Origin of the sequence: Desulfosporosinus metallidurans (assembly GCF_001936615.1) — a bacterium.
Lineage (GTDB): Bacteria > Bacillota > Desulfitobacteriia > Desulfitobacteriales > Desulfitobacteriaceae > Desulfosporosinus > Desulfosporosinus metallidurans.
Genome location: NZ_MLBF01000036.1, coordinates 26908 through 48248 on the forward strand (window position 1 = coordinate 26908; position 21341 = coordinate 48248).

Genomic DNA, 21341 nt, shown 5'->3' on the forward strand with positions numbered 1-21341 from the left:
GCTGTCCTGATCTTATGCTAACCTACCATGGCTAGCTTGTATTAGTAAGAGCATGCTCACCCAGTAATTTCGTTCCGTTCGGGAGGAAGCGTTCTGGATTTTCAAGCGACAGTCCTGATTGGAGAGCCACCAATCACAACCTAATTTGCCTCGTTCCAGGTTTCGAGTTATTTCAGCTATTATCTCCTGACTCCAGTCTTTCAACTGGGTGTAAGCCAGAACTCGATTTGCCAAGTTTTGGTACGCAGAATGAATGAAGGTCTGTGTATCCTGATTATATTCCAAGTCAAGGATGGGTATTACTCCGGACAGGTCGTGGGAAATATCGCTTAGCAAGTCCTGCTCTTCGTTGGAGGAATCGATATACAGGTAATAAAGTCTAGCCGTTTGTTTTTTACCTGATTGGCGCAAGATCCTACCCAATCTCTGGATTCGTTGTCGGTTGCTGCTCGTGGAGGAAACGATGATACCTATATCGGTTGCAGGTACATTTAAGCCTTCATCAAGGGCACGGCAACTTACCAGGATGCGAATTTGTCCATCTTGATAGTTACGCAGGATATTATTTCTACTCCTTGCGTCCATTTTAGAATGATAACGCCCCACCTGTTTGGGAAACTGAAGCTGTAACTCGTTATAGATGCGGTCCGCCACGTCAATTCTTTCGCTAAAAATCAAGACCTTTGCAATGGACGGAAGTTGGATCAAGAGATTCTGAACACAGCTAATCCGGGACTCGGCCCGGTAGACCAGATCCCTGCGCCTAATGGAAAGGGTAAGTACTGTACGGGCCAGAGAGGCTATGGAGGCTTTTTCAGATTCTTGAGCTAATTGCTCCAAGCTGGCAAAAAAACGCGTTCTGTTTAAGCCTTTTAGAAATGGACAATGATGGATAAGGGCTTCTAGAGCACGGGTTAGTTGTTCACTTAAGTCCAGATATTGTTGTTCTTCGTAGGGAGTGAATTTCAATTTTAGGTTAAAGATAGCAAAGGAACTAATGATATTGGCATTTAAGGCATCGACAAAACCGTATTTGAAGAGTTCTGGCCCCAAGGCAGGAACCAGTTTTTCGTTAAATGCAGCTGTTTCTGGGGTGGCAGATAAACCCAAAGCATAGTAATGTGTCGTTTGATCTTTAGTTGGAATTTGCGTAATGAAATTGAAGATGCGCGAATTTTCCGGGCTACTATAGTGATGACATTCATCCGCGATCAGCAATACGGGGTTACCTTTTTGATAGTCCTGTAGTATATGCTGAGATAACGTGTAGCGGGCCGAGTTGACCACATAAATCATATACTTCCGAGTAGGAGGGTCTTTGTGCATCCCAGAATAAATCCCAATGTCCTCCTTGGAAACCGCAAGATCTTCCTGCAAACTCTGAACCCATTGATGGGCCAGAAAAACCTTGGGCACGACAATCTTGATTTTTAAAGCAGGTGCTTGCTCTGCGGACAAGACATAGTCCAGCCTAGCTATGACTCCCAAGGCCAAGACAGTTTTGCCTGCCCCGGTAACGACATTTATAATACCTTTCCCCTGCTTGCGAAACCAAATATCCAGGCATTCCTCCTGCCATGGAAATAGCTGTTTTTTCAGTTGACCATAAACGTCAATTGCCATACTTTTTTCTCACCTGTCCCGCATATCGTGGTTCGTGGTTCGATGCACGATGTTCGAGTGAATGCATTTATTTTTATTTTCATCTTCTTTTGGTGCCGCTTAAGCGGCATAGGGGTCTATCCTTCTTTATTCTAGCTTACTATGTGTGCTATTAATAGGACCTAATAATATTATCGCAGCAAACTCGGAAGGAAATCAATTGTTTCATGTCGAATTCTTGCAAAAAAACTTGATTATTAATTATACTCTGTTTAAGCTGGTCAGAACCAGAAATAAAAAGGAATGAGATAAAGGAGCAATAATATGACGGATTATGAGGATTTATTCAAACAAATGGTGGTTGTCGAAAAAGAACTAAAGGACAAGATCAATAGTCTGCAAAAACTTTTTAAGAGCCTGAGTAAAAACATGGAAAAGGGTGATCTGAAGAGCTGGAATAAAGATCTGGGAGCTATGCGCGTCTACTTGAAAGAACAGGAAACCTTGATGGAAGGGATGCAGAATCAGGTCGATGACTTTGGGATTCGCGCTTATGTGGAAAATGGCGACTTTGCGGAACAAATGTTGGCCTATTGCGATCGTCTGGAGGTGGACGTAAAAGGAGACTATCCTAATTATGAAATGTTTCCCTTCAGAGTTAGGGTGGATACCGAAAATCTGGATTTATACTTGGACCGTAAACGTATCCAATGTTTGCGCCCCTTGGCCTTTGTGCAAGATGTGAAGGCTAGCCGGGACAAACTTTTGAAGGCAGCATTTGATCCCCGGGGCTTTGTCAAAGAGCTGGCTGCAGCTTACGACTTGATGCTCTTAAAACAAAACCAGGGAAAATTGTCAACTTCAGTAGTAGGGGATATTTATTTAAAGAGCCTCTACACTCTTTTAACCCCTATGCGACGTTTTCGCAAAGATTATGACCAACAGAGCTTCGCTTTTGACCTAGCTCGCCTTTATGCTACAGATATACGTTCCACCGAGGATGGACGGCAGTTTCAATTTGGCCCCAGTCGCAACATAAATAAGGCTATTCGCATTCTAGATCAGGATGGTAGGGAGCAGTATCTGGCAACCATCCGTTTTTTCGAGGTCGCAGTACCTGAATTGGATTTGAGCTGATTCGGATGAAAATTTAGGGGGGTAAGTGCATTGGGAAATGATATTCACTCAGCCCTGGCACGTTTGAGGAAGGGACAGGCTCCAGGTAACCGTAATATTTTGAGGGAAATATCAGTGGGCAGCGACTTTATTATGGATTTTTGGAAGGAAAAATACTTGGCGAACTATCTGGCCTTGGGAGGGAGCAAGATAAAGTTCTTGACAGGCCGCACTGGTAGTGGAAAAACTCACTTTTTAGAGTTGCTGGCCATGGAAGCGGAAAACACGGGCTATATTTCGGTTTGTCTCTCGGCACGGGAATTATGGATCCATGATTTTAAGGATATCTATACTGCAATATTGCGTCAGGTCAACCTGTTGGAACGTTTGCAGTTGTGCAGTCATGAGGTCATCCGGCAATTGGGGTATGAGCCCAATACTATTCCGGAAAATTTTAGCTTTGCCGATTATTTGTCCAGTCAGGGAAAACTCGACCCCTTGACCAAACGGGAGATAAGGGAACAGTTAGAAAAGCAATTTCTTTCCAACCCCCTGATAGACAATAATTTCGCTTTGGCCTGTGCCCTATTAACTGGGGGTATTTTAGGGCACCCCACTTTGGAAGAAGCCAGTCGCAAGCTGTTGATGCTGTGGCTGGAAGGAAGTCGAGAAGCCCCATTGCCCTCTCTTCGCCGACTGGGTTTGTCCCCCAGCAAAATCACCAAATATAATGCTAGGCACATGTTGCGTTCCCTGGTAGAGGTTTGCTGCCTGGCTGGTTACAAGGGTCTCGTTATTTCTATTGATAATATGGAAGTTCTGGTTGATGCAGAACATGCGGAAACCCTACGTTATACTCGTTTGAAACGTGAAGATGCTTACGAAAGTATCCGCGAATTGATTGATGAGATTGATACCTTAAAACACACTATGTTCGTTTTTTCGTTTGAGCGCAGTCTTATGGACGACGACACTAAGGGTTTGAAGTCCTATCAAGCTCTTTGGATGCGCATTCAGAATGAAATTGAAGGTACCCGTTTTAACCGTTTCGCCGACATTGTGGATCTTGATCGCCTGATTGATGAGGTCTATACGCCGAAAAATATTCTGAAAATGTCTACCCGCTTGGCTCAGGTCATCAACCGCCTTGATGAAGGAGCCATCCCTATTAGCTTGAGCACAGCGGAAGAACTCCACGCTAAGTCGCGCTTTGGTAAAGTATCTTTGCCTAGGCGGGTAGTTCTGACGACTTTGCAGGAAGGAGCAGAATAATGGATTTCGAAGCTCAAAGGATCATTGAAGCTTTGCGTTCGGGAGTGTCTTCCCGGGCGGTAGGGCACTATTTTTCCTCAGCCCGTCCAGAATTAATGGAGCAGATCTCGCGCAAGCTAGATCGGGTCAGAGATACTGGAGAATCCAGCGGTATGGTCGTTTCCGGAAAGTACGGAGAGGGCAAAACCCACCTTTTAAATACCGTGTTTAACTTGGCCCATAGCAACAATATGGTCGTCAGCCTGCTTTCCCTGAGCAAAGAGACCCCGTTTGATAAACCCTATCTGGTCTATCAGAAACTGGTCAGCAACACTTATCTGCCTCAACGCCTACAACCCGGATTCCAACATGTCTTACAGGATATTACTCCTAATAACCCCAACGCTCTGGATCTGCTATCCTTTACAAGTAAGCACTTGGTAACTGACAAGTTGTTTTTTGTTCTAAGATCCTATCTGCACGTTGATGACCCGGATGACAAATATTTGTTGATGGCGGACCTGGAGGGCGACTTCATCAATAATGCTTACCTACGTCAGATCTACAAAAGGATTTTTGCCCAACCGGTCCGCTTTGCCGTCCCCTTTAGCAAAACGCGTCACAGTATGGACTACTTTACGATGTTAAGCCATATGTTTAAGTTGCTAGGTTACAATGGTTGGGTAGTATTGTTTGATGAAACTGAATTGATAGGTCGTCTTGGCAAAAAAGCCCGCCTCATCGCCTATAATAATATGGCATCCTTCTTGTTCCCTGAGCGATATTCGCGCCTAGAATCTACCTTTACGATGTTTGCTTTGGGAGCATCCTATCGTGAAGATGTGATAGAGGCCAAACATGATTTTGAAAACCTTTCCACGGCGTATGTGGACCGCGCCCAGCGCGAGCCTATTGAGAAGGTTCTCAACCATATTATTAATGCCCCCCAGCTTCAACCGCTTAACCAAGATGAAATCCTAGCCGTTCTGGAACAGCTCCAGGTTTTTCACGGTCGGTCCTACAACTGGAAGCCTAAGCTTGATGTGCGTGAGGTTTTGAAAGCCTCAGAAAACAGGGGCTATCTGTTAAGAACCAGAATCCGCTCCGCTGTAGAATTGTTGGATCAGCTTTATCAGTACGGACAGATCGGGGATATTCGCATCAATGACCTTGGAGAACCACAGTATCAGGAAGAGGAATTACCCTCTTTGGATGAATGTATCGTAGATGAAAATTAGGCAAACAAGGGGACAAACAGGGGGACAGGTACGTTGTTTCAGGCAATGAATACCCAAACGCGGAACCTGTCCCCCTGTTTAAAAAAGCGAATAGATTGGAACTAGTGATATGAAGTCATATACTGCATACTCGATCGCTGAAGAGCATCAGGGCCTTACGGTAGAGGTCTACTTAAAACAAGTTTTGAAGTATTCGGGAAGAAAAATTCAGAAGCTGACCCGGCAAAAGGGAATTTTGCTAAACAAAAAAACCGTTTTCTTGCAGAAGAAAGTTAAAAAGGGAGATGTTTTGCGCGTTTTGGCTCTTGAGGACTCATCCTACGGGGTCGAACCGGAGCCAGGGTCAGTCGAAATATTGTATGAAGATAAATATTTAATAGTATTGAACAAGCCCTCTGGGCTACTGGTACACCCGGCGGGCCAAACTTTCCTAGGTACGTTAAGCAATTACCTCGCCCATTATTATCAACAACTGGGAGAAATCTGCACAGTTCGTCCAATACACCGCCTTGACAGAGAAACTTCGGGGTGTGTTGTATTTGCCAAAGACAGCCATACCCAAGCCCTGTTAGAGACATCCCTGAAGGAAGGAAACCTGAAGCGCACTTACCAAGCCGTGGTGAATGGAATTGTGGATCCTCCAGCCGGAACAATCAATGAGCCGATTGGTCCACATCCCACCAAGCCGAACCGGCGCGCAGTTAACCAAAAAGGGGACCAGGCCATAACCCATTACAAGACGGTTCAGAACTTTTCCGGAGCTTCCCTGTTAGAACTAACTCTGGCCACCGGCAGAACGCATCAGATCCGTGTTCATTTAACCCATATCGGGCACCCAATTGTCGGGGACAGGATGTACGGAAAAAGCTCAGCTCTCATTTCCGGACAAGCCTTACACGCCTTTTCTTTGCACTTCCCGCATCCGGTTGAGCAGCGTGAAATTGCAGTCGAAGCTCCGTTTCCAGCAAATTTTCTACGAGTGATTGAGAATTACACCGGGTGAAACAAGGGAAACACGGGGACAGGTACGTTGTTTCAAATAAATAAGGTCAAAACAAGGTATTTAATCCCCTACTTTCCATTAGAACATTGGAGGTTACGATAATTGTATAGAAAATTGAATGAGGTATATAATGAGCAACGTTGATATTGCTATTTCCAATGATTGAGCATATAATTTAGAATTAATAAACTATTATAAAATAGTTTATTTTATGGTTACAGTACATCAGAAGGAGGAAAAACTATGAGACTTCAAGGAAAAGTAGCCGTAATAACAGGTGCTGCATCTGGTATGGGAAAAGCAATCGCACTCGTTTATGCAAAAGAAGGTGCCAAAGTTGTCGTATCAGATATCAATTTAGAAGGAGCAAATGGAACCGTTGCAGAGATTGTGTCAAATGGTGGCTTGGCGACTGCTGTTGCGACCAATGTAACAAAAGAAGAAAATATCCAAAATCTAATTGATACAGCAGTTAAGGTTTATGGAACTTTAGATATTCTCGTCAATAATGCTGGTATCATGGACAATTTTTATCCTGCTGCTGAGGTAACGGATGAACTTTGGGAACGGGTTTTTGCCATCAATACTACCGGACCGATGCGTGCCATAAGAAAAGCACTTCCCATCTTCATACAAAAAGGAAGTGGGATAATTATAAATATTGCTTCTGCTGGAGGTTTATTTGGCTCCAGAGCAGGTGCGGCCTACACAGCTTCTAAACATGCGATTATTGGGTTGACAAAAAATGTAGGGTTTCAATATGCTACTTTAGGGGTCCGTTGTAATGCAATTGCTCCTGGAGGAGTCAATACGAATATAGGTACTACTATAAACGCTCCAAATGAATTTGGTATGGGAAAAGCAATGGCTGGTATCAACTTAAATCCCCGAATGGGTGAATCAGAAGAAATTGCTAGAGTTGCTCTCTTTTTAGCATCTGATGATTCAAGTTTTGTTAATGGCTCTGTCATCACAGCGGATGCAGGCTGGACTGCATATTAACCAACATATCTCAACGCTTGTTTGATTGTGGAAGAATAATTGCATGCCAAACGCAAAACCCCAGCATTGCCGGGGTTTTTGTGCATTATGTCTAGTGTATTTTCGCCCCAAAAGGTATGAGCCCAAGTTTAGCAAATTTGAAATGCTGAAGTCCAAATGGTATGCCTACAATTGTTATACAAAAAATTGCGCCTATAACGAGATGAGCTATGGCAAACTCCCATCCAAAAACGATGAGCCAGATGATATTAAAAGTTAGTCCTCCTGCTCCAAAATGTCCAAGTTCTAGTTCTTTTCCAAAAGGCCACAACACAAATTTCGAGATCTTGAAACATTGAACACCAAATGGTATGCCAATGACTGTTATACACATTATTAACCCTGCTAAAAACCATACAATCGAGGCGATGATCCCTCCAAATATTAGCCAAATAACATTACCAATGAGATTCATTGTCTTCCTCCCTTTACTAGAAACAGGGGGACAGGTCCCCGGTTTAAGCTTTCCAAACTCGCGTTTGAGGTACACCCGTTATTCGCGCAATTTGTCGTATACTGACCCCTTCCAATTGTTTTAATTCCTTAAGAATCTCTTCTTGCCTTACTCTCTCTTCAATCGCAATATGCAAGGCATTAATTCCGAACTGTTCCTTAATTTTTTCTTTAAGCATTTCATCAGTCATGCCAATTTTGTTTTCTTCAATATCGAGACATTCTTCGGTATTCTTCTCTCTGGAAAATTTTCCGAATAACGTTAAAGATTCGACTGCTATTCCTGAAAACATATTAAGAACATACTCCTTATCAACCCTATGCCCTTGGCTCATATAGTCTCCATAACTGCTCCATGGATAGTGGGAGATATCCTCTACCATCTTTGCCTTGATTGGATTCTGGTGGATATAGCGTAGTACTGTCAGGAAATAGCCGTCTGTATCCACTATTTCGCTCTTAAATCGTTCCTGAAATAAGTGCCCACATCGTCCATACTTCTTATTAAACCACAACACATAGCTTGAGCTGATGCGCTTCATCGCCGCACCTATAGGCTCTGATTGTTCTTGCAATAAAATGTGTATATGATTATCCATTAAACAATAGGCATATAGCTTATAGCAACTCATCTCTCTGTATCGAGCAAACGTCTCAATAAGTTTTTGTCTATCTTCATTATCTTCAAAAATGCTCTGCCGATTTATGCCGCGCATGATGACGTGATAAATACCCGTTGGACTTTCTTTCCTTGCTCTTCTCGGCATTTTGTCACCACCTCAAACAGATTGTAAAACAACGTACCTGTCCCCCTGTTTTCCCCATGTTAAAGCAATCCTTTTTCTGCACAACTGACGTAGGCTTCCCCAGCAGCAATGATGTGATCAATTACAGATATAGAAATGGGCTCCAATGCAACCCTGATTCTTTTCGTAACTTCAATATCTTGAGGCGAGGGCGAAGGACTCCCTCCCGGATGATTATGGGCTAGGATAACACTGTGGGCTTTATGTCGCAAAGCCGTTTCCACTATGACTCTGGGGTAAACCGGTGCTTGGTCTATGGTACCCTCATGGACGAGCGCCGGATAAATCACGTTATGCTGTGCATCCAGACAGATGACATAAAAAAATTCATAGCTTCTTCCTGCAAAGAGAGTTAAGACTTACTCCCCCGCTTTTGCTGTGCTGTTTAGGGTCGGTCTTATTCCCCATCGATCTTTGAGATAAATACGCGCCAAAGAAGGAATGAGCGCCAGCAAGACCGTTGAGTTTTCTCCCAAACCAGGAGTCTTTGCTAAGTCTTTAGGGTCGGCTTCCAAAACCCCGGACAGGGAACCGTACTTGTTGATCAAAGAATGAGCGAGTTCGTTGGTATCCTTTCTAGGTATGGCATAGAACAACAGAAGTTCTAAGATTTGATAGTCTTCAAAGCCATCTAATCCTTCTTCGAGAAATCGATTTTTCAGCCTGCTTCTGTGTCCTTCATGCATAGATTGGCCCCCCGCCCTAGTAATGGTCAAACTCCTTAACCTTACTGTATTTCTACACATTTCCAAATTAACCTGCAATGCTTTGATCAATTCTATAAGTTTTTGCCGTATAATTTATAGAGTTACATTCCAAAATAGTGAATGAAGTGAGAACAGTCTGGGCTCCAACTGACGTGTATACAAAATGTTATTTTCCCAGAGAGCTCTTTCCACATTTTTTCTTAAAATGCTTAGGTCCTGATCAGAAAATAATAGCAAGAACAGAGAACCTGTCCCCTTGTTTCCCCTTTTACTGCTGCTGAAGTACTCGTTCAGCAAATTGGTTGGTAAGACTCAGTATTTCTTCATATTTAATTAGTTTTCTCCGCCAGTCTGTTGGAATGTTCGTAAACCCGTAATAGACGCCCGCTAAACTACCGGTAATGGCCCCAACTGTATCGGTATCCCAACCTAAGTTAACGGCTTTTAAGACAGAGTCCTTAAATGTTGATGTGGTGAGAAAGCTCCAAAGGGCAGCTTCCAAAGTTTCGACTACATAGCCCCCCGATCTTATGTCATGCTCAGTAAGATTGGGGAGTTCGCCATTAATAATGCGCTGAAAATGATTTAACTCCTTACCTAATTCGGAGTCCACAAACAAGGTTTGGGATTTAATTCTCATGGTGTTGTATGCTTCATCTGGACTACCCCCTGTTAACAATTCTTTAATGAACAGGGAATATAAACAACAGGCCAACTGGCTGCGTGGATGACCATGCGTAATCTTGGAAACCTCACAAATTCTGTTAATCATTGTGTCCTCGGGCTCATGAGCGAAATAAATAGTCGCTGGGAGAATTCGCATCAGGCTTCCATTTCCATTACTCCTCACATCCGTGGGACCCGCTTCAAGTGGATCAATTCCAGCTATTAATCTCTCCATCGCTTCTACTGTAGTACCACCAATATCAAAGGACTCACCAAACGGAGCCATATAACCATCCCGATACCAACGCACAAAACGTTGAGCAATATCTTTAGGATTGTAGCCAACCTCAAACAGACTTTCAGCCAGACACAAAGTTAAAGAACTATCATCAGACCAAGCACCCGGTTCAAGGCGGAATGTACCTCCTCCGGTCATTTCCGTGATTGGCTTTTTCCTTATTTCTGTTTTGGTCATGAACTGAACAGGTAATCCTAATGCGTCCCCAACAACTACTCCTATGATTCCGCCTATTACTGCTTTCTCATTCAAATTTAAATCTCCTCGAACAAGGGGACAGGTTCCCCGTTTTTGTTCTGATTTCATGGCTAATTGATCAAAACTTCTCTCACACCTTGAATTGCATCTTATAGATTAGCTCTTATCCCATCAGATTGAGATAGATATCATACATCGATTTTTTGATGTCTCGATCGATAGTTTCCTTGGAAGCAACGAGTGGTTGCGCCATCAGATGCATCGTGATATCCCATATGGAATACTCAATTTCCTCAAATCCAAACTATCAGGATGTTGCGGAAAGGCTCGGTATGTAGTCAAAGGGGAATGGTCATTATGTCCAAGTTTTACATCCGTCCGATGGAGCTAGCAGAACTTACGGGCTTTTATGAACGAATTCAACGGGATTTTTCTTGTGGAGAGTATGCACCGTATGCTGTGATATATCAACAACTTCAAGATCACCTTCAGAAGGCACTGGTTTTCTGTGAAGGGAAACAAGATCTAGCCTATTCTGTCTGTGCCGACAGCCATAACAATGGCTATGTCCTTATTAGTCTTTTGGCAGTATTTAAGGAGTTTAGGGGACAGGGAATTGGGTCCGCTTTTATGAAAACATCGCGTGTAATGTATGAGCACAAACAGGCCATTCTCGTGGAAGTGGAACGGCCAGATCATGCTAAAACGCTGGAGGAAGCGAATTCACGTAGGCGGCGTATTGAATTTTACGAAAAAGCAGGGTTTTATCTTATTGTTAGTTCATAGTCCTTTCGTGCTTTGGATTTTTGACCTGCCAATTCTCCTTTCATGTTTTCCCTAACTATTCTAGAGAACGGTTTTCAAATCCTCTAAACTGAATCCTGCCTCTCGTGAAACAAGGGACCTGTCCCCCTGTTTCGCTCCTCATTGAAGACGATGGGAAGGGGATTTTTATTCCAACCTATGACCTGCTGAAATTTAATCTAGGTCGCTATCTCGCCAAGGATGGGCTGCACCCGAATTCTGCAGGATATCAAGCGCATTCCAATCGAATCAGTAAGTCGGTTGAGGCGATCATCACGGGATCATAGAAGTTACTAGCTATAGTGTAAGACCATGTGATTCGTTGTTTACCTCGACATAGCAGTTTGGAGAAAAGGTAATCCGAAATGAACAAGCGCAATAATCACTGCAATGGTAAGTACCAATTTAAATAACTTTTTAAGAATAAATACTACCACGAAAATCCCAAGAACTACGACCAAGATTCCTTTTAACCCTAGCCCAGCGAAAAAAGTCAACATTTAATGGTTTCCCCTCCTGTTTTATTAGTTAGAACATACCCTGACTTAAATGGTCAAACCCTCAAACTCGATCATTCTCGGATTATTTCTTCGGTTTTCCCCATGGACATACGCTAATACAAACCCCGCAGATTGGTTTGCCGATTTCGGGCCGTTTCGCAAAGTCTTCATTTACTTTCTCCACACATCGCGTAAAGTGAAGAGCCTCCTCCCTCGTTTGAGGATGATCCTCCCAGGAAGCCCCTTTAATAGCAGCTGCGGGACATGCTTCTTGGCATTCTTGACATATACCGCATCGATTGGGCAGTAAAGGATCAGGCTCAAATGGTGCGTTGGTCAGTAAGGTCGCTAACCGCACGCGAGGACCATACTTTGGAGTAACAAGCAGAAGACTTTTTCCCTGCCAACCGAGACCGGCTGCCTTAGCCATGGCTTTATGAGAAATATGACCCATCCAGTTAACCTTATCAACAATTTGAGAAGCAGGAATGGCAAGTGCGTGAAATCCCTCGTTCATGATTTGTCTTTGCAAACATAGGTTAATATTGTCTAAAAGCGTATTAGTTGCCAGATAATGGTGAAGATACAGGGGTGTTGGTTCAGTTCTAATCTGTTCAAAAACATCCGGAGTAATAGCAACAGCAATCACGACTGCATGGGTATACGGCTCAAGGAGTCCCTGAGGTAAGGTAGGAATTCCTTCAACACGTCGTAAGTCAGTTATTCCAACTAAATCCGCCCCTAATTCAATTGCTTTCTGTTTAATTTCCAAAGCACTAACCATGGTGTCCACTCCACTTCATTTAGTTTCTTAAACTTGTATTCTATGTGAATCTGACAACATCCTGCTACCTGTTATTTCTCGCCTAGCTCTTCTTCAACGCTCCCGCTTTCCCTTGCCACCTTTCTCTAAATATTCTAGAAAGCGGTTTCTAAATCCTCTCAGCAAGGCAAAGAACAGGTCGATTATCTGACAGAGTAACGCGTTACTTTTCAAAGTAAACATGAAGGGCGTCCCCGCAATCAATCAGCGTGATTGCTGACAACAAGCTTGAAGGACTGGTAGCGGTGAATTTAAGTGTATATCTGAAATCATGAGTTTTAAATTTTCCTTTTCTGAGAAGACTATGGATATCCCAAGAAAGGATGTGTGCTTATGATAAAAGAAATTTTCTCTGGTAAACTGCCTTCCGTCTTAAATAACCCAACCCCGTTTGCGCTCGAATTCGGCTCTGAGAAATCACCCAACTGCCAACGACTCCATTCGATCGTAGAACATGTTTCCGATACTCTTCAAGATAAAGTGGAAATTTATTATGTCAATGTTGATAAGGTTCCGGAAGTCAAAGATAAGTATCAAGTACAGGATCTTCCGACCATGATTTTGTTTAAAGATGGCAAACCTCAGGACACGATGGTCGGTTATCATCCAGAACAAGAAGTACACAGTTTTCTTATTCAATAAGGAAATCTGGCTTACGCCAAGCCTTTGGACTCTATCGGTCTCTTCAGTTACATTTAAAACAAGACATAAATGCAGACTCTTAACTTATGTTTCTATTACTTAGTAATGATAAAAGGAGGTTAGCACTGCTAGCCTCCTTTTATCATTACTTTTGTTCCTGAGCTCTCTATTACATTCCACCGACTGGTGGAGAAAACGCGACCGTATCATGGTTTAGCAAGATTTGCCCAAATTCGGCTTGATGACTATTGACCATGCAGATGGCCACATCTTCTAGCGGTAGATTATGCTTCTTTATGACATCAATCACTCGGCTGTTTTCCTCTAATTGAGTCGTTTTTTCTTCAAACCGACCTTCACGAAGGTCTCCAAAGAGCTTTACATTGACTTCCATTTCTAGGCCTCCTTACTAAATTTCCTTTGTATCTCAAAAATTATAAACCTGATCCAGCTCTTCACCAGTAAAATCCCAAGTAACATTGTGGGGAGGTACTGGTTCACTGAAGAATTCTGGTAGACGGTCATCCTTATTGGTAAATCCAGCTGCTTGATTGAAAGCCCTTTCAGTCTTGAGCACAAAACGTCCCATATTAAACCAATCATCCACGGACCAGTTCGACCCATACTCAGCGTTAATCATATCAATTAGGGCATGAGAGACTGGTTCGTAATCCAGTATTGCAAAGGCAGTGAAAATGCATAACCCTGCGCTATCAATAGCAGCCGTCGCAATTTGCAAGTTCCTGGAAAGTTCAATCTGCCCTTCCTTAGCTAATGGGTCAATACGCCCCCCCACATTTAACACATTTGAGGTAACTGAGTACCCTGCAGTATGGTCGGCGCCCATCGTTGTCGTGGCGTAAGTCACACCAATACCCTTGACCGACCGTGGGTCATAGGCTGGCATACTCTGATGTTTGACCGTCGGAATGCGGGTTACCCCAAAGGCTTTACCCGTAAAATCGGCTCCATTACCAAGAATACGACCAAGGTAAGTGCCTTCTTTAATCTCTTCTGTAAATAATTTCAGCATTCCAAGTCCATCCCCCCAAGGGAGGATACCTGCTTCCATAGCCACCATCATGGCTCCAGCAGTTTCAATAGTATCTATGCCAATATCATCGCAGATCTGATCAATATTCGCGATAATATCGAGATCGTCGACTGTGCAACCCGCCCCGAATCCCCAAATCGTTTCATATTCAAAACCAGAGGTGAGGTATTTGTTGTCTTTGTCATTATAGGTTTGGGAGCAACGAATGACGCAACCGACGTGACATCCATGAGTGGGATCTCCTTTTCTGCTCATGATGGTATCATACATGGTTTCGCCACAGATCTTTTCGGTCCCCTCGAATTGACCCATCCTGAAGTTCTTAGTCGGTAATCCTCCAGCTTCATTGAGAATGTTGACAAGTACATTGGTTCCATATTTAGGCAGAGCATTCCCGCTTACTGGGTGACTAAGTAACCCCTTATTGAAAATCTGAGCTGCTGTTTTGAACGTTTCCTTGTCGAGGATCTTGATTCCTTTGCCATCGTTATCATCCAATGTTATATACTTTATTCTTTTAGAACTCATCACCGCGCCAAGTCCACCTCGTCCTAAGCTGCGAATATGCCCTTTAGGGTCTTTGACAGAAATATTTGAGGCGGACATTTTATATTCTCCAGCCTGCCCGATGGTGATGACTCCCGTATTTTCCCCATATCTAGACGTTAAAGTATGGATCACTTCATAATTACCCTTTCCAAGAAGTTCGGTCTCTTCTTTGATTTTTACGCCGTCCTTATGAACATGGAGAGAGTACCATTGGTCTCCTTCTGGAATGTCCTCAATGATTAGGGCTTTTACCCCTAGCTTCGCCAGTCGTTGGGCCGCCGTCCCTCCTGAATTGCTCTCTTTGATGCCACCGGTTAATGGACTTTTAGCCCCAACCGATAGACGTCCAGAGTTAGCGGCCATTGTGCCCGCCAGCAAACCCGGCGCAAACACTAATTTGTTTTTATTGCCTAATGGGTGACAGGTTGGGTCAACCTCTTTGGCCACAATAACCGAAGTTAGCCCACGACCGCCAAGCAGTTTCCATTCTTCAGGTACTTCCTCCGCAACAAACGAAAGATTGGACATGTTGATTCGATAAATTTTCACGAATACACCCTCCAAGAACCTCAATTTTGTGAACTCGCTTCACATACGGATATCATTTGAAGAAAGCACGTTTACTATTCTATAAGGTATTTTTTAACCAAATTACGTATCATGTCTGTACGGCATTCGAACAACCAAATAATCTAAAAACTGCCCTATCTATTTTTTCTTCTGTTTAGCTAAGGCATTATTAAGGGGCCTAATACTCTCCAACATGCATCAACTTGCAAAGGATAACTTAATCCAATAAAATAATAATGTAGCATAAAAGGGGGAAATACTGTGCTAAACTTTGACTACTCAATTCCGACCAAAATCTTCTTCGGACAAGACCAAATCCAGAAATTAGCAGACCAAATAAGCCAATATGGCTCCCGAATACTCCTTGTCTACGGTGGGGGAAGCATTAAGAAAATTGGCTTATATGACAAAGCTGTAGCGTTTCTAACCGAAAATAACCTTCCGTTTTGGGAGCTTTCAGGTGTGGATCCCAATCCAAGGATTGAGACCGTCCGTACTGGAATTGACCTCTGCCGTAAACATCAAATTGACTTTGTCTTAGCGATCGGGGGTGGAAGCACTATTGACTGTGCTAAAGTGATCGCTGCAGGGTTCTACTATGAAGCAGATCCCTGGGATCTAATGATTGGCAAAGCCCAAATTGAAAAGGCTTTACCCATCGGTACGATCTTGACCCTCGCCGCAACAGGTTCTGAAATGGATCCTATTGCTGTGATTAGCAATCCCCATGCGAATCAAAAAATTGGGATGGGACATCCAGCAATGGCCCCTAAATTCTCAATCCTAGATCCCACGTACACATATACAGTCCCCAAACACCATACTGCAGCGGGTACGGCAGACATTATGAGCCATGTTCTTGAATCGTATTTCAGTAACCAACGGAGTGCTTATTTGCAAAGCCGAATGGCCGAAGCAATTTTGAAAACCTGTATTAAATATGGTCCTCTCGCTATGGAAGAACCGGAAAACTATGAAGCTCGTGCTAACTTAATGTGGGCCTCCAGCCTCGCCATTAACGGCCTTCTGAGTTACGGAAAAGAACGAAAATGGAGCTGCCACCCCATTGAGCACGAACTCAGTGCTTATTATGATATTACTCATGGCGTTGGACTTGCAATAATAACCCCACATTGGATGAGCTATGTTCTAGACGATAGTACGGTCGAAGTCTTTAAGGACTATGGGGTCAATGTATGGGGATTGAACCCTCAGGAAGACGCCTACACCGTTGCCCGAAAAGCGGTTGCCAAAACTAAAGCCTTCTTCGTCTCCCTAGGTCTACCGACAACCCTTAGAGCGGTAAATATTGACGATGAAAATCTTGGACTAATGGCAAATGCCGCGACAAAGCATGGTCCTTTAGGAGAATTCCGACCCATTAGCGCACAAGATGTCCTTCAAATATTAAAGTCCGCATTATAATCCAACGCCCTTCCGAGAATCGAATTGAATCAGCTTTTCCTTAGGGAACATTAAAACTAAAAAACGAACGCCTTTCAATATTTCGAAGGCGTTCGTTTTGTCTATCTCATGACCTTTTCCGTATAATAAGCAATTCCGATTGTACCTGGACCTACGTGCAATCCAATGACTGGTCCGATATCCATAACATCTATATTTATTTTTAGCTTTTTTATGATCTCTTTTGCAAGTTCTTTTGCTTCGTCTAGACAATTAATATGAAGAACTACAATCTCACCTAAACCAAACTTGCTGATATCCTGAAGCATCTTATCCATCATAGCCATAACAGCATTTTTCTTCGTTCGAACCTTTGTCATTATTGAGGTCTTCCCGTTTTCTACCGTCAATATCGGGATAATTTTAAAAAGGTTTCCGATTAAAGCACTTGCTCCGCCGATTCTTCCACCCTTCTTTAAGTATTCAAGATTTTCAGGTATAAATAAAAACCGACTTCTTTTTATGTTTTCTAACGCAGCTTCTTTAACCTGCTCCAATGTCTTACCTGCTTTTGCCGCTTTTGCTGCCATGATGACAGCATAGCCAAGCTGCATACAGTTAGACCTAGAATCGACGATCTCTATTTTTGCCGTTTCATACTTTTCCAAAACCATTTCTTTTGCAATTTGGCTGGTTGCTAAAGTTCCGCTCATGTCAGAAGACAAGAAAACGCAGCATAGACTATCGCCCATCTCTACTACACTTATCATTTCATTATATAATTCACCAACTGAAGGCTGTGAGGATGTTGGAATTCCTTTTAAAACCATCATTTTATAAAACAGATCGTTATCTATATCAACTTCCCTCATGCTGTCCTTACCAAAGGAAAGAGTTAACGACACCATCCTGATATTTAACTCTTCTCTAATATCCTCGCTTAAGTAGCTTGTGCTATCTGTTAAAATTTGTACAGCCATGCTTTGTCTCTCTTTCATTTCTTGCCTATCTAATACTTCAATCTCTATAGGCATATTTTGTTATATGATAGTTCACGACCTTGATCTCAAATTATCACAGTTTATACCTATTCTAATCGATCACTATCCGTTCTGTCTATGTTATTTGGGCGTCATAAACTGAAACCCCATTACTGGACAGATAAAATCTCCCATAATAGGGTTTTCTTTATACCTGTAAGTACCATCATCATATTACCCGCGCCTCAACCTCCGCTTGAAGGACTTATTAATGCTAATTCGTCACCATTCTTGAGTACTACAGAAAAACGTTTCTTCCCACTAATGTGCAGTTTATTGACAAACATAATTACCTGCATTAACTGCTGTTCCGAGATGTTTGGGCAGCTTTGCATGACCTCATTTAACACCTGTCTTACTGTGCCTTCTTTTACAAGCAGCTGCCTTATATTGCTGTCAACACTAATCAACCCAAAAAACTTAACAATAATCATACACAGTAGCCTTCCAACCCCAGCTTTTTCAGTCTGCGTTTTGTTGGCACTCCCTGTTCATCCCAGCCTCTGATTTTGTAGTAGTCTTTAATCATTTCTTGCAGTTTAACCTTACTGTCAGTATCATCTGCCCTTTGAAGTTCGCTTGTAAGTCTCTTTGGCAGGGTATCGTCACTACCCTTCAGTCCTTGTCTAAGGTTGATAATCCTTTCTAGATTGTAGCCCCTTTCACCTGTCATGATAAAGCTTCCAATCGTCATTTTGAAGCCTGACACTGATTTAATTGAATAGGGATGCGGCAGTATACCCTTGATGTTAAAGCTCATTAACCAGGTGTGGTTATGCAAAGAACTCACTAACCAACCAAAAGAAGGTATTGTCTTGTTAATAAACCTTACAATGCTCTTATTTGGGTTATTTACCAAAGCCTGTGGTAATAAAGAATAGGTGGTAAATAGACAAGTACCACCTGCTGATACTACCTCCATCAAATCTTGAAAGAAGACGGTATAGGCAGCTTTTCCCCTGGAAACCTTTCCACTAATGTTCAATCCCAGTCCTTCAAGCACAACAAGGTACCCCCCGTTTAAATGGCAACCACCTCTGTTTGCCGTTGCATAACCTAATCCCATTCCTTGTGCTGCACGTGGTTCATAAGCTGCAATTTCAAGCCCCTTGACATTCATGGCAAAATCACTACCGCCATATTTGTCTGAAATACGTTTTGTTCCCTCTGCCAACTCATCACCTATCCCTTGACGAGTTGCTACTTTTTTAACCAATTCTTCCAGACGTGAGCAGTCACCAAAGGTCAAACCATTATTCCATAAGCCTTTTTCATTGAGCTCCATAGCAAAACCAACACAACTACCAAAGCTAATGGTATCAAGTCCATACTCGTCGCATAGATGATTCAGGTTTAATATACTTTGCATATCATTATTAAGCAAATTGCTGCCAAGCAAGCCCAATGTTTCTACCTCAGGTCCTTTAACCTCTTTTCCATAGGCTTTAACCACCCTGCCACACTGAATTGGGCAAGTTAAACAGCCCTTGTTTTTGATTAAATAATCTTGCCTTAAGGTTTCACCGTTAATCGTTTCAAAGTCGTCATAACTACCCCTTGAATAATTCTTTGTAGCAAGAAGATTGCGATAATTCATCATACTCACAAGTGACGCGGTTCCAAGCTTTGGCAACTGCTCGCCTGTGAGTATATGTTTTTTCAGCTTTTTAATCCAATTCAAGTTGTGGTTTTTAAACTTTTCCTTAGCAAAAGTTTCTATTCTTTCTTTTCCACTGGCAACAACCCCTTTAAGATTCTTGAAACCAAACACAGCACCAACTCCGCCACGCCCCGCAGCACGCTCCTCACTGATCACAGCAGCATACCTGACCATATTTTCGCCAGCAATCCCTATAACAAACTTACCTATGTTTTTTCCACCCAAGAGTTCTTGTACTTCACTAGTATTTCTACCCCATAAATGATCAGCATTTTTAATTAATATTTCTTCGTTTGTAATATCAATATATACTTTTTCTTTGCTTTTTCCGCAAATAATCAGTCCATCGTAACCCGCGCGCCTAAGATGCAATCCAAAGCTTCCACCGCAATTTGAGGAAACCAACAGACCTGTCAAAGGTGAAATTGTAGACGTATTAAATCTAGACGAAGATGGCGACGTTGAGCCAGTAAGAGGTGAAGTCGTGATGACAATAATGTTTTCCTCAGAAAAAGCTTCCACCTTGCTTTTAAAAGAATCATAAATAATCTTTGCAGCCAGCGTTTTGCCTCCTAAAAACATTTCTCTATCCTTATCGGATACAAGGTAGTCCTCAACTATACCACTACTCAAATTTATCTTAGCAATTTTTCCAGCATATCCAAACACGCTATCTACTCCTTAATACTATAATAAATACTCATAATATCCTCTTTTGACATAATCTTTGGCACAGGATAAAGTGGGTTGGCTTCTGATAAAGCACGTTTTACCATCAACGGAATATCGCTTTCAACAATACCGTTCACCTTGTTTGGAATCTCCATACTCTTGTTGAGTTTCTTAATTGCTTCAATAAACGTTACAGCCTTTTGTTCACTGGTATCGCCTGGTACACCTAAACCAATCAAGTCAGCAAGCTCTGCCAAAGGTTTATGTGCTGACTTGCCATAATACTCTAAAACATAAGGCAAGATGATGGCATTCGCTAGTCCGTGAGGAACTGAGTAAAATCCACCAAGCGTATGTGCAATCGCATGTACATTACCAACATAGGCACGTGTAAATGCTAAGCCTGCCAAAAATGAAGCTTTTTGCATTTTCTCACGTGCTGCAAGGTTTTTGCCGTTGGAAAATGCTTCAAAGATATTTTCAAAAATTAATGTTACCACTTCTCTACTGTACTTTATCGTCTCTTTTGTATTACTTCTGCCAATGTAAGCCTCGACTGCATGTGTCAAAGCATCAATCCCGGTTGTCGAAGTAATATGCGGCGGCAGATTTGCTGTAAGCACCGGGTCAAGGACAGCATAAGCCGGAATCAGTGAGGTGTCATTAATTGCATACTTTTCATGGGTCCTGCTATCAGTTATCACTGCTGCAATTGTGGTTTCACTCCCGGTACCAGAGGTTGTTGGAATAGCAAACAGAGGAGGGATTTTTTTCATAACCTTAAATACTCCCTTCATCTGAGAAATGCTCTTTTTGGGTCTTGCTACACGTGCACCCACACCCTTCGCGCAATCCATTGGCGAGCCACCACCAAAAGCAACAATACCATGGCAATTGTTTGTTTTGTACATCACCAATGCTTCCTCGATGTTATCAATGGTGGGGTTCTGAACAGTTTTGTCATACACAATAAAGTCCACACTCTCATCATTTAAGCCTTTAAGCAGTCCGTCCATAAGTCCAAGTGATGCAATAACCCTGTCTGTTACTATCAAAACGCTATTAATACCCTTGCTTTTTATTAGCCTTGGCAGCTTGTTTAAACTGTTCACTCCCTGAATTAACTCTGGTTTACGCCAGGGTAGTATGTGAGAAACCAATTTGAAAACACTTTGATAAATCCTGCAATACAATTTATACATTACAAAACCTTCTTTCTGCTTAAAGTTATGGCATTTTATTAG

At 42.5% G+C, this 21341-nt stretch carries 22 protein-coding genes and 1 pseudogene; 9 read left to right on the plus strand and 14 right to left on the minus strand.

From position 1 onward, the window contains the following. Positions 1-12: 12 nt before the first annotated feature. On the minus strand, positions 13-1623 hold the full coding sequence (locus tag DSOL_RS17885; protein ID WP_083642713.1) for a DEAD/DEAH box helicase: 1611 nt from the start codon (positions 1621-1623) through the stop codon (positions 13-15). 303 nt (positions 1624-1926) lie between these two features. Between DSOL_RS17885 and DSOL_RS17890 the strand changes: the two genes are divergently transcribed. The 5 genes from DSOL_RS17890 to DSOL_RS17910 all read left to right on the plus strand — a co-directional run bounded on the left by DSOL_RS17890 (position 1927) and on the right by DSOL_RS17910 (position 7212). After that, positions 1927-2739, plus strand: a complete 813-nt coding sequence (locus DSOL_RS17890; protein WP_075366176.1) for a hypothetical protein — start codon at positions 1927-1929, stop codon at positions 2737-2739. Positions 2740-2769: 30 nt separating this feature from the next. Then, complete coding sequence (locus DSOL_RS17895) at positions 2770-3990, plus strand: BREX system ATP-binding domain-containing protein (protein WP_235838875.1); 1221 nt, start codon at positions 2770-2772, stop codon at positions 3988-3990. Beyond that, complete coding sequence (locus DSOL_RS17900; protein ID WP_235838876.1) at positions 3990-5207, plus strand: BREX system ATP-binding domain-containing protein; 1218 nt, start codon at positions 3990-3992, stop codon at positions 5205-5207. The genes DSOL_RS17895 and DSOL_RS17900 overlap by 1 nt, the downstream gene beginning before the upstream one ends. Positions 5208-5316: 109 nt before the next feature. Beyond that, positions 5317-6210, plus strand: a complete 894-nt coding sequence (locus DSOL_RS17905) for an RluA family pseudouridine synthase (protein WP_075366178.1) — start codon at positions 5317-5319, stop codon at positions 6208-6210. Between the two features lie 243 nt (positions 6211-6453). Further along, positions 6454-7212, plus strand: a complete 759-nt coding sequence (locus tag DSOL_RS17910; protein ID WP_075366179.1) for an SDR family oxidoreductase — start codon at positions 6454-6456, stop codon at positions 7210-7212. A gap of 91 nt (positions 7213-7303) precedes the next feature. Here DSOL_RS17910 and DSOL_RS17915 read toward each other — a convergent pair whose 3' ends face one another. The 5 genes and pseudogenes from DSOL_RS17915 to DSOL_RS17930 form a co-directional block, all read right to left on the minus strand. Next, complete coding sequence (locus DSOL_RS17915) at positions 7304-7666, minus strand: YccF domain-containing protein (RefSeq protein WP_075366180.1); 363 nt, start codon at positions 7664-7666, stop codon at positions 7304-7306. A 43-nt stretch (positions 7667-7709) separates the two neighbouring features. Then, positions 7710-8471, minus strand: coding sequence for a transposase (locus DSOL_RS17920; protein WP_075366181.1), 762 nt, complete (start codon positions 8469-8471; stop codon positions 7710-7712). A 59-nt stretch (positions 8472-8530) separates the two neighbouring features. Further along, positions 8531-8842 (minus strand): annotated as a pseudogene (locus tag DSOL_RS30340) (JAB domain-containing protein); the annotation flags it as partial. Positions 8843-8869: 27 nt separating this feature from the next. Further along, positions 8870-9196 carry a JAB domain-containing protein gene (locus DSOL_RS30345; protein WP_486598770.1) on the minus strand — a complete coding sequence of 109 codons (327 nt, stop codon included), beginning with the start codon at positions 9194-9196 and terminating at the stop codon, positions 8870-8872. 289 nt (positions 9197-9485) lie between these two features. Beyond that, positions 9486-10433 (minus strand): ADP-ribosylglycohydrolase family protein, encoded by a 948-nt coding sequence (locus DSOL_RS17930; RefSeq protein ID WP_235838877.1) that lies wholly within the window; start codon positions 10431-10433, stop codon positions 9486-9488. A 303-nt stretch (positions 10434-10736) separates the two neighbouring features. Here DSOL_RS17930 and DSOL_RS17935 point away from each other — a divergent pair, with 303 nt between their 5' ends. After that, positions 10737-11165, plus strand: a complete 429-nt coding sequence (locus DSOL_RS17935) for a GNAT family N-acetyltransferase (RefSeq protein WP_075366182.1) — start codon at positions 10737-10739, stop codon at positions 11163-11165. Between the two features lie 104 nt (positions 11166-11269). Next, the gene (locus DSOL_RS17940; RefSeq protein WP_235838878.1) at positions 11270-11470 is read left to right on the plus strand and encodes an SGNH/GDSL hydrolase family protein; all 201 of its coding nucleotides are present in this window, start codon (positions 11270-11272) and stop codon (positions 11468-11470) included. 39 nt (positions 11471-11509) lie between these two features. On the opposite strand, the gene DSOL_RS28075 is transcribed toward DSOL_RS17940, so the two are convergent. Both DSOL_RS28075 and DSOL_RS17945 read right to left on the minus strand, forming a co-directional pair. Further along, positions 11510-11683, minus strand: coding sequence for a hypothetical protein (locus tag DSOL_RS28075; RefSeq protein WP_170871550.1), 174 nt, complete (start codon positions 11681-11683; stop codon positions 11510-11512). Between the two features lie 82 nt (positions 11684-11765). Further along, positions 11766-12467, minus strand: a complete 702-nt coding sequence (locus DSOL_RS17945) for a 4Fe-4S double cluster binding domain-containing protein (protein WP_075366183.1) — start codon at positions 12465-12467, stop codon at positions 11766-11768. 372 nt (positions 12468-12839) lie between these two features. Here DSOL_RS17945 and DSOL_RS17950 point away from each other — a divergent pair, with 372 nt between their 5' ends. Beyond that, complete coding sequence (locus tag DSOL_RS17950) at positions 12840-13148, plus strand: thioredoxin family protein (protein ID WP_075366184.1); 309 nt, start codon at positions 12840-12842, stop codon at positions 13146-13148. Positions 13149-13317: 169 nt separating this feature from the next. Here the strand turns inward: DSOL_RS17950 and DSOL_RS17955 are convergent, their stop codons facing one another. Then, positions 13318-13542: a MoaD/ThiS family protein gene (locus DSOL_RS17955; RefSeq protein WP_075366185.1), complete on the minus strand. Its 225-nt coding sequence runs from the start codon at positions 13540-13542 to the stop codon at positions 13318-13320. A gap of 33 nt (positions 13543-13575) precedes the next feature. Next, the gene (locus DSOL_RS17960; protein WP_075366186.1) at positions 13576-15300 is read right to left on the minus strand and encodes an aldehyde ferredoxin oxidoreductase family protein; all 1725 of its coding nucleotides are present in this window, start codon (positions 15298-15300) and stop codon (positions 13576-13578) included. A gap of 282 nt (positions 15301-15582) precedes the next feature. Here DSOL_RS17960 and DSOL_RS17965 point away from each other — a divergent pair, with 282 nt between their 5' ends. Next, positions 15583-16746 (plus strand): iron-containing alcohol dehydrogenase, encoded by a 1164-nt coding sequence (locus tag DSOL_RS17965; protein WP_075366187.1) that lies wholly within the window; start codon positions 15583-15585, stop codon positions 16744-16746. Positions 16747-16847: 101 nt separating this feature from the next. Here DSOL_RS17965 and DSOL_RS17970 read toward each other — a convergent pair whose 3' ends face one another. The 4 genes from DSOL_RS17970 to DSOL_RS17985 all read right to left on the minus strand — a co-directional run bounded on the left by DSOL_RS17970 (position 16848) and on the right by DSOL_RS17985 (position 21299). After that, on the minus strand, positions 16848-17705 hold the full coding sequence (locus tag DSOL_RS17970) for a DegV family protein (RefSeq protein ID WP_075366188.1): 858 nt from the start codon (positions 17703-17705) through the stop codon (positions 16848-16850). 245 nt (positions 17706-17950) lie between these two features. Further along, positions 17951-18199, minus strand: a complete 249-nt coding sequence (locus DSOL_RS17975) for a MoaD/ThiS family protein (RefSeq protein ID WP_075366189.1) — start codon at positions 18197-18199, stop codon at positions 17951-17953. Next, a complete protein-coding gene (locus DSOL_RS17980; RefSeq protein WP_139314515.1) occupies positions 18196-20094 on the minus strand; it encodes an aldehyde ferredoxin oxidoreductase family protein in 1899 nt (632 codons plus the stop codon). Before DSOL_RS17980 ends, DSOL_RS17975 begins: the two co-directional genes overlap by 4 nt. Before the next feature lie 5 nt (positions 20095-20099). Further along, on the minus strand, positions 20100-21299 hold the full coding sequence (locus tag DSOL_RS17985; RefSeq protein ID WP_075366190.1) for an iron-containing alcohol dehydrogenase: 1200 nt from the start codon (positions 21297-21299) through the stop codon (positions 20100-20102). Positions 21300-21341 lie beyond the last annotated feature (42 nt).

What these genes read in the sequence shown, in the direction of transcription:
- DSOL_RS17885 (WP_083642713.1), bottom strand. Translation starts at nt 1,623, where the DNA reads ATGGCAATTGACGTTTATGGTCAACTGAAAAAACAGCTATTTCCATGG.
- DSOL_RS17890 (WP_075366176.1), top strand. Translation starts at nt 1,927, where the DNA reads ATGACGGATTATGAGGATTTATTCAAACAAATGGTGGTTGTCGAAAAA.
- DSOL_RS17900 (WP_235838876.1), top strand. Translation starts at nt 3,990, where the DNA reads ATGGATTTCGAAGCTCAAAGGATCATTGAAGCTTTGCGTTCGGGAGTG.
- DSOL_RS17905 (WP_075366178.1), top strand. Translation starts at nt 5,317, where the DNA reads ATGAAGTCATATACTGCATACTCGATCGCTGAAGAGCATCAGGGCCTT.
- DSOL_RS17910 (WP_075366179.1), top strand. Translation starts at nt 6,454, where the DNA reads ATGAGACTTCAAGGAAAAGTAGCCGTAATAACAGGTGCTGCATCTGGT.
- DSOL_RS17915 (WP_075366180.1), bottom strand. Translation starts at nt 7,666, where the DNA reads ATGAATCTCATTGGTAATGTTATTTGGCTAATATTTGGAGGGATCATC.
- DSOL_RS17920 (WP_075366181.1), bottom strand. Translation starts at nt 8,471, where the DNA reads ATGCCGAGAAGAGCAAGGAAAGAAAGTCCAACGGGTATTTATCACGTC.
- DSOL_RS30345 (WP_486598770.1), bottom strand. Translation starts at nt 9,196, where the DNA reads ATGCATGAAGGACACAGAAGCAGGCTGAAAAATCGATTTCTCGAAGAA.
- DSOL_RS17935 (WP_075366182.1), top strand. Translation starts at nt 10,737, where the DNA reads ATGTCCAAGTTTTACATCCGTCCGATGGAGCTAGCAGAACTTACGGGC.
- DSOL_RS28075 (WP_170871550.1), bottom strand. Translation starts at nt 11,683, where the DNA reads ATGTTGACTTTTTTCGCTGGGCTAGGGTTAAAAGGAATCTTGGTCGTA.
- DSOL_RS17945 (WP_075366183.1), bottom strand. Translation starts at nt 12,467, where the DNA reads ATGGTTAGTGCTTTGGAAATTAAACAGAAAGCAATTGAATTAGGGGCG.
- DSOL_RS17950 (WP_075366184.1), top strand. Translation starts at nt 12,840, where the DNA reads ATGATAAAAGAAATTTTCTCTGGTAAACTGCCTTCCGTCTTAAATAAC.
- DSOL_RS17955 (WP_075366185.1), bottom strand. Translation starts at nt 13,542, where the DNA reads ATGGAAGTCAATGTAAAGCTCTTTGGAGACCTTCGTGAAGGTCGGTTT.
- DSOL_RS17970 (WP_075366188.1), bottom strand. Translation starts at nt 17,705, where the DNA reads ATGGCTGTACAAATTTTAACAGATAGCACAAGCTACTTAAGCGAGGAT.
- DSOL_RS17975 (WP_075366189.1), bottom strand. Translation starts at nt 18,199, where the DNA reads ATGATTATTGTTAAGTTTTTTGGGTTGATTAGTGTTGACAGCAATATA.
- DSOL_RS17985 (WP_075366190.1), bottom strand. Translation starts at nt 21,299, where the DNA reads ATGTATAAATTGTATTGCAGGATTTATCAAAGTGTTTTCAAATTGGTT.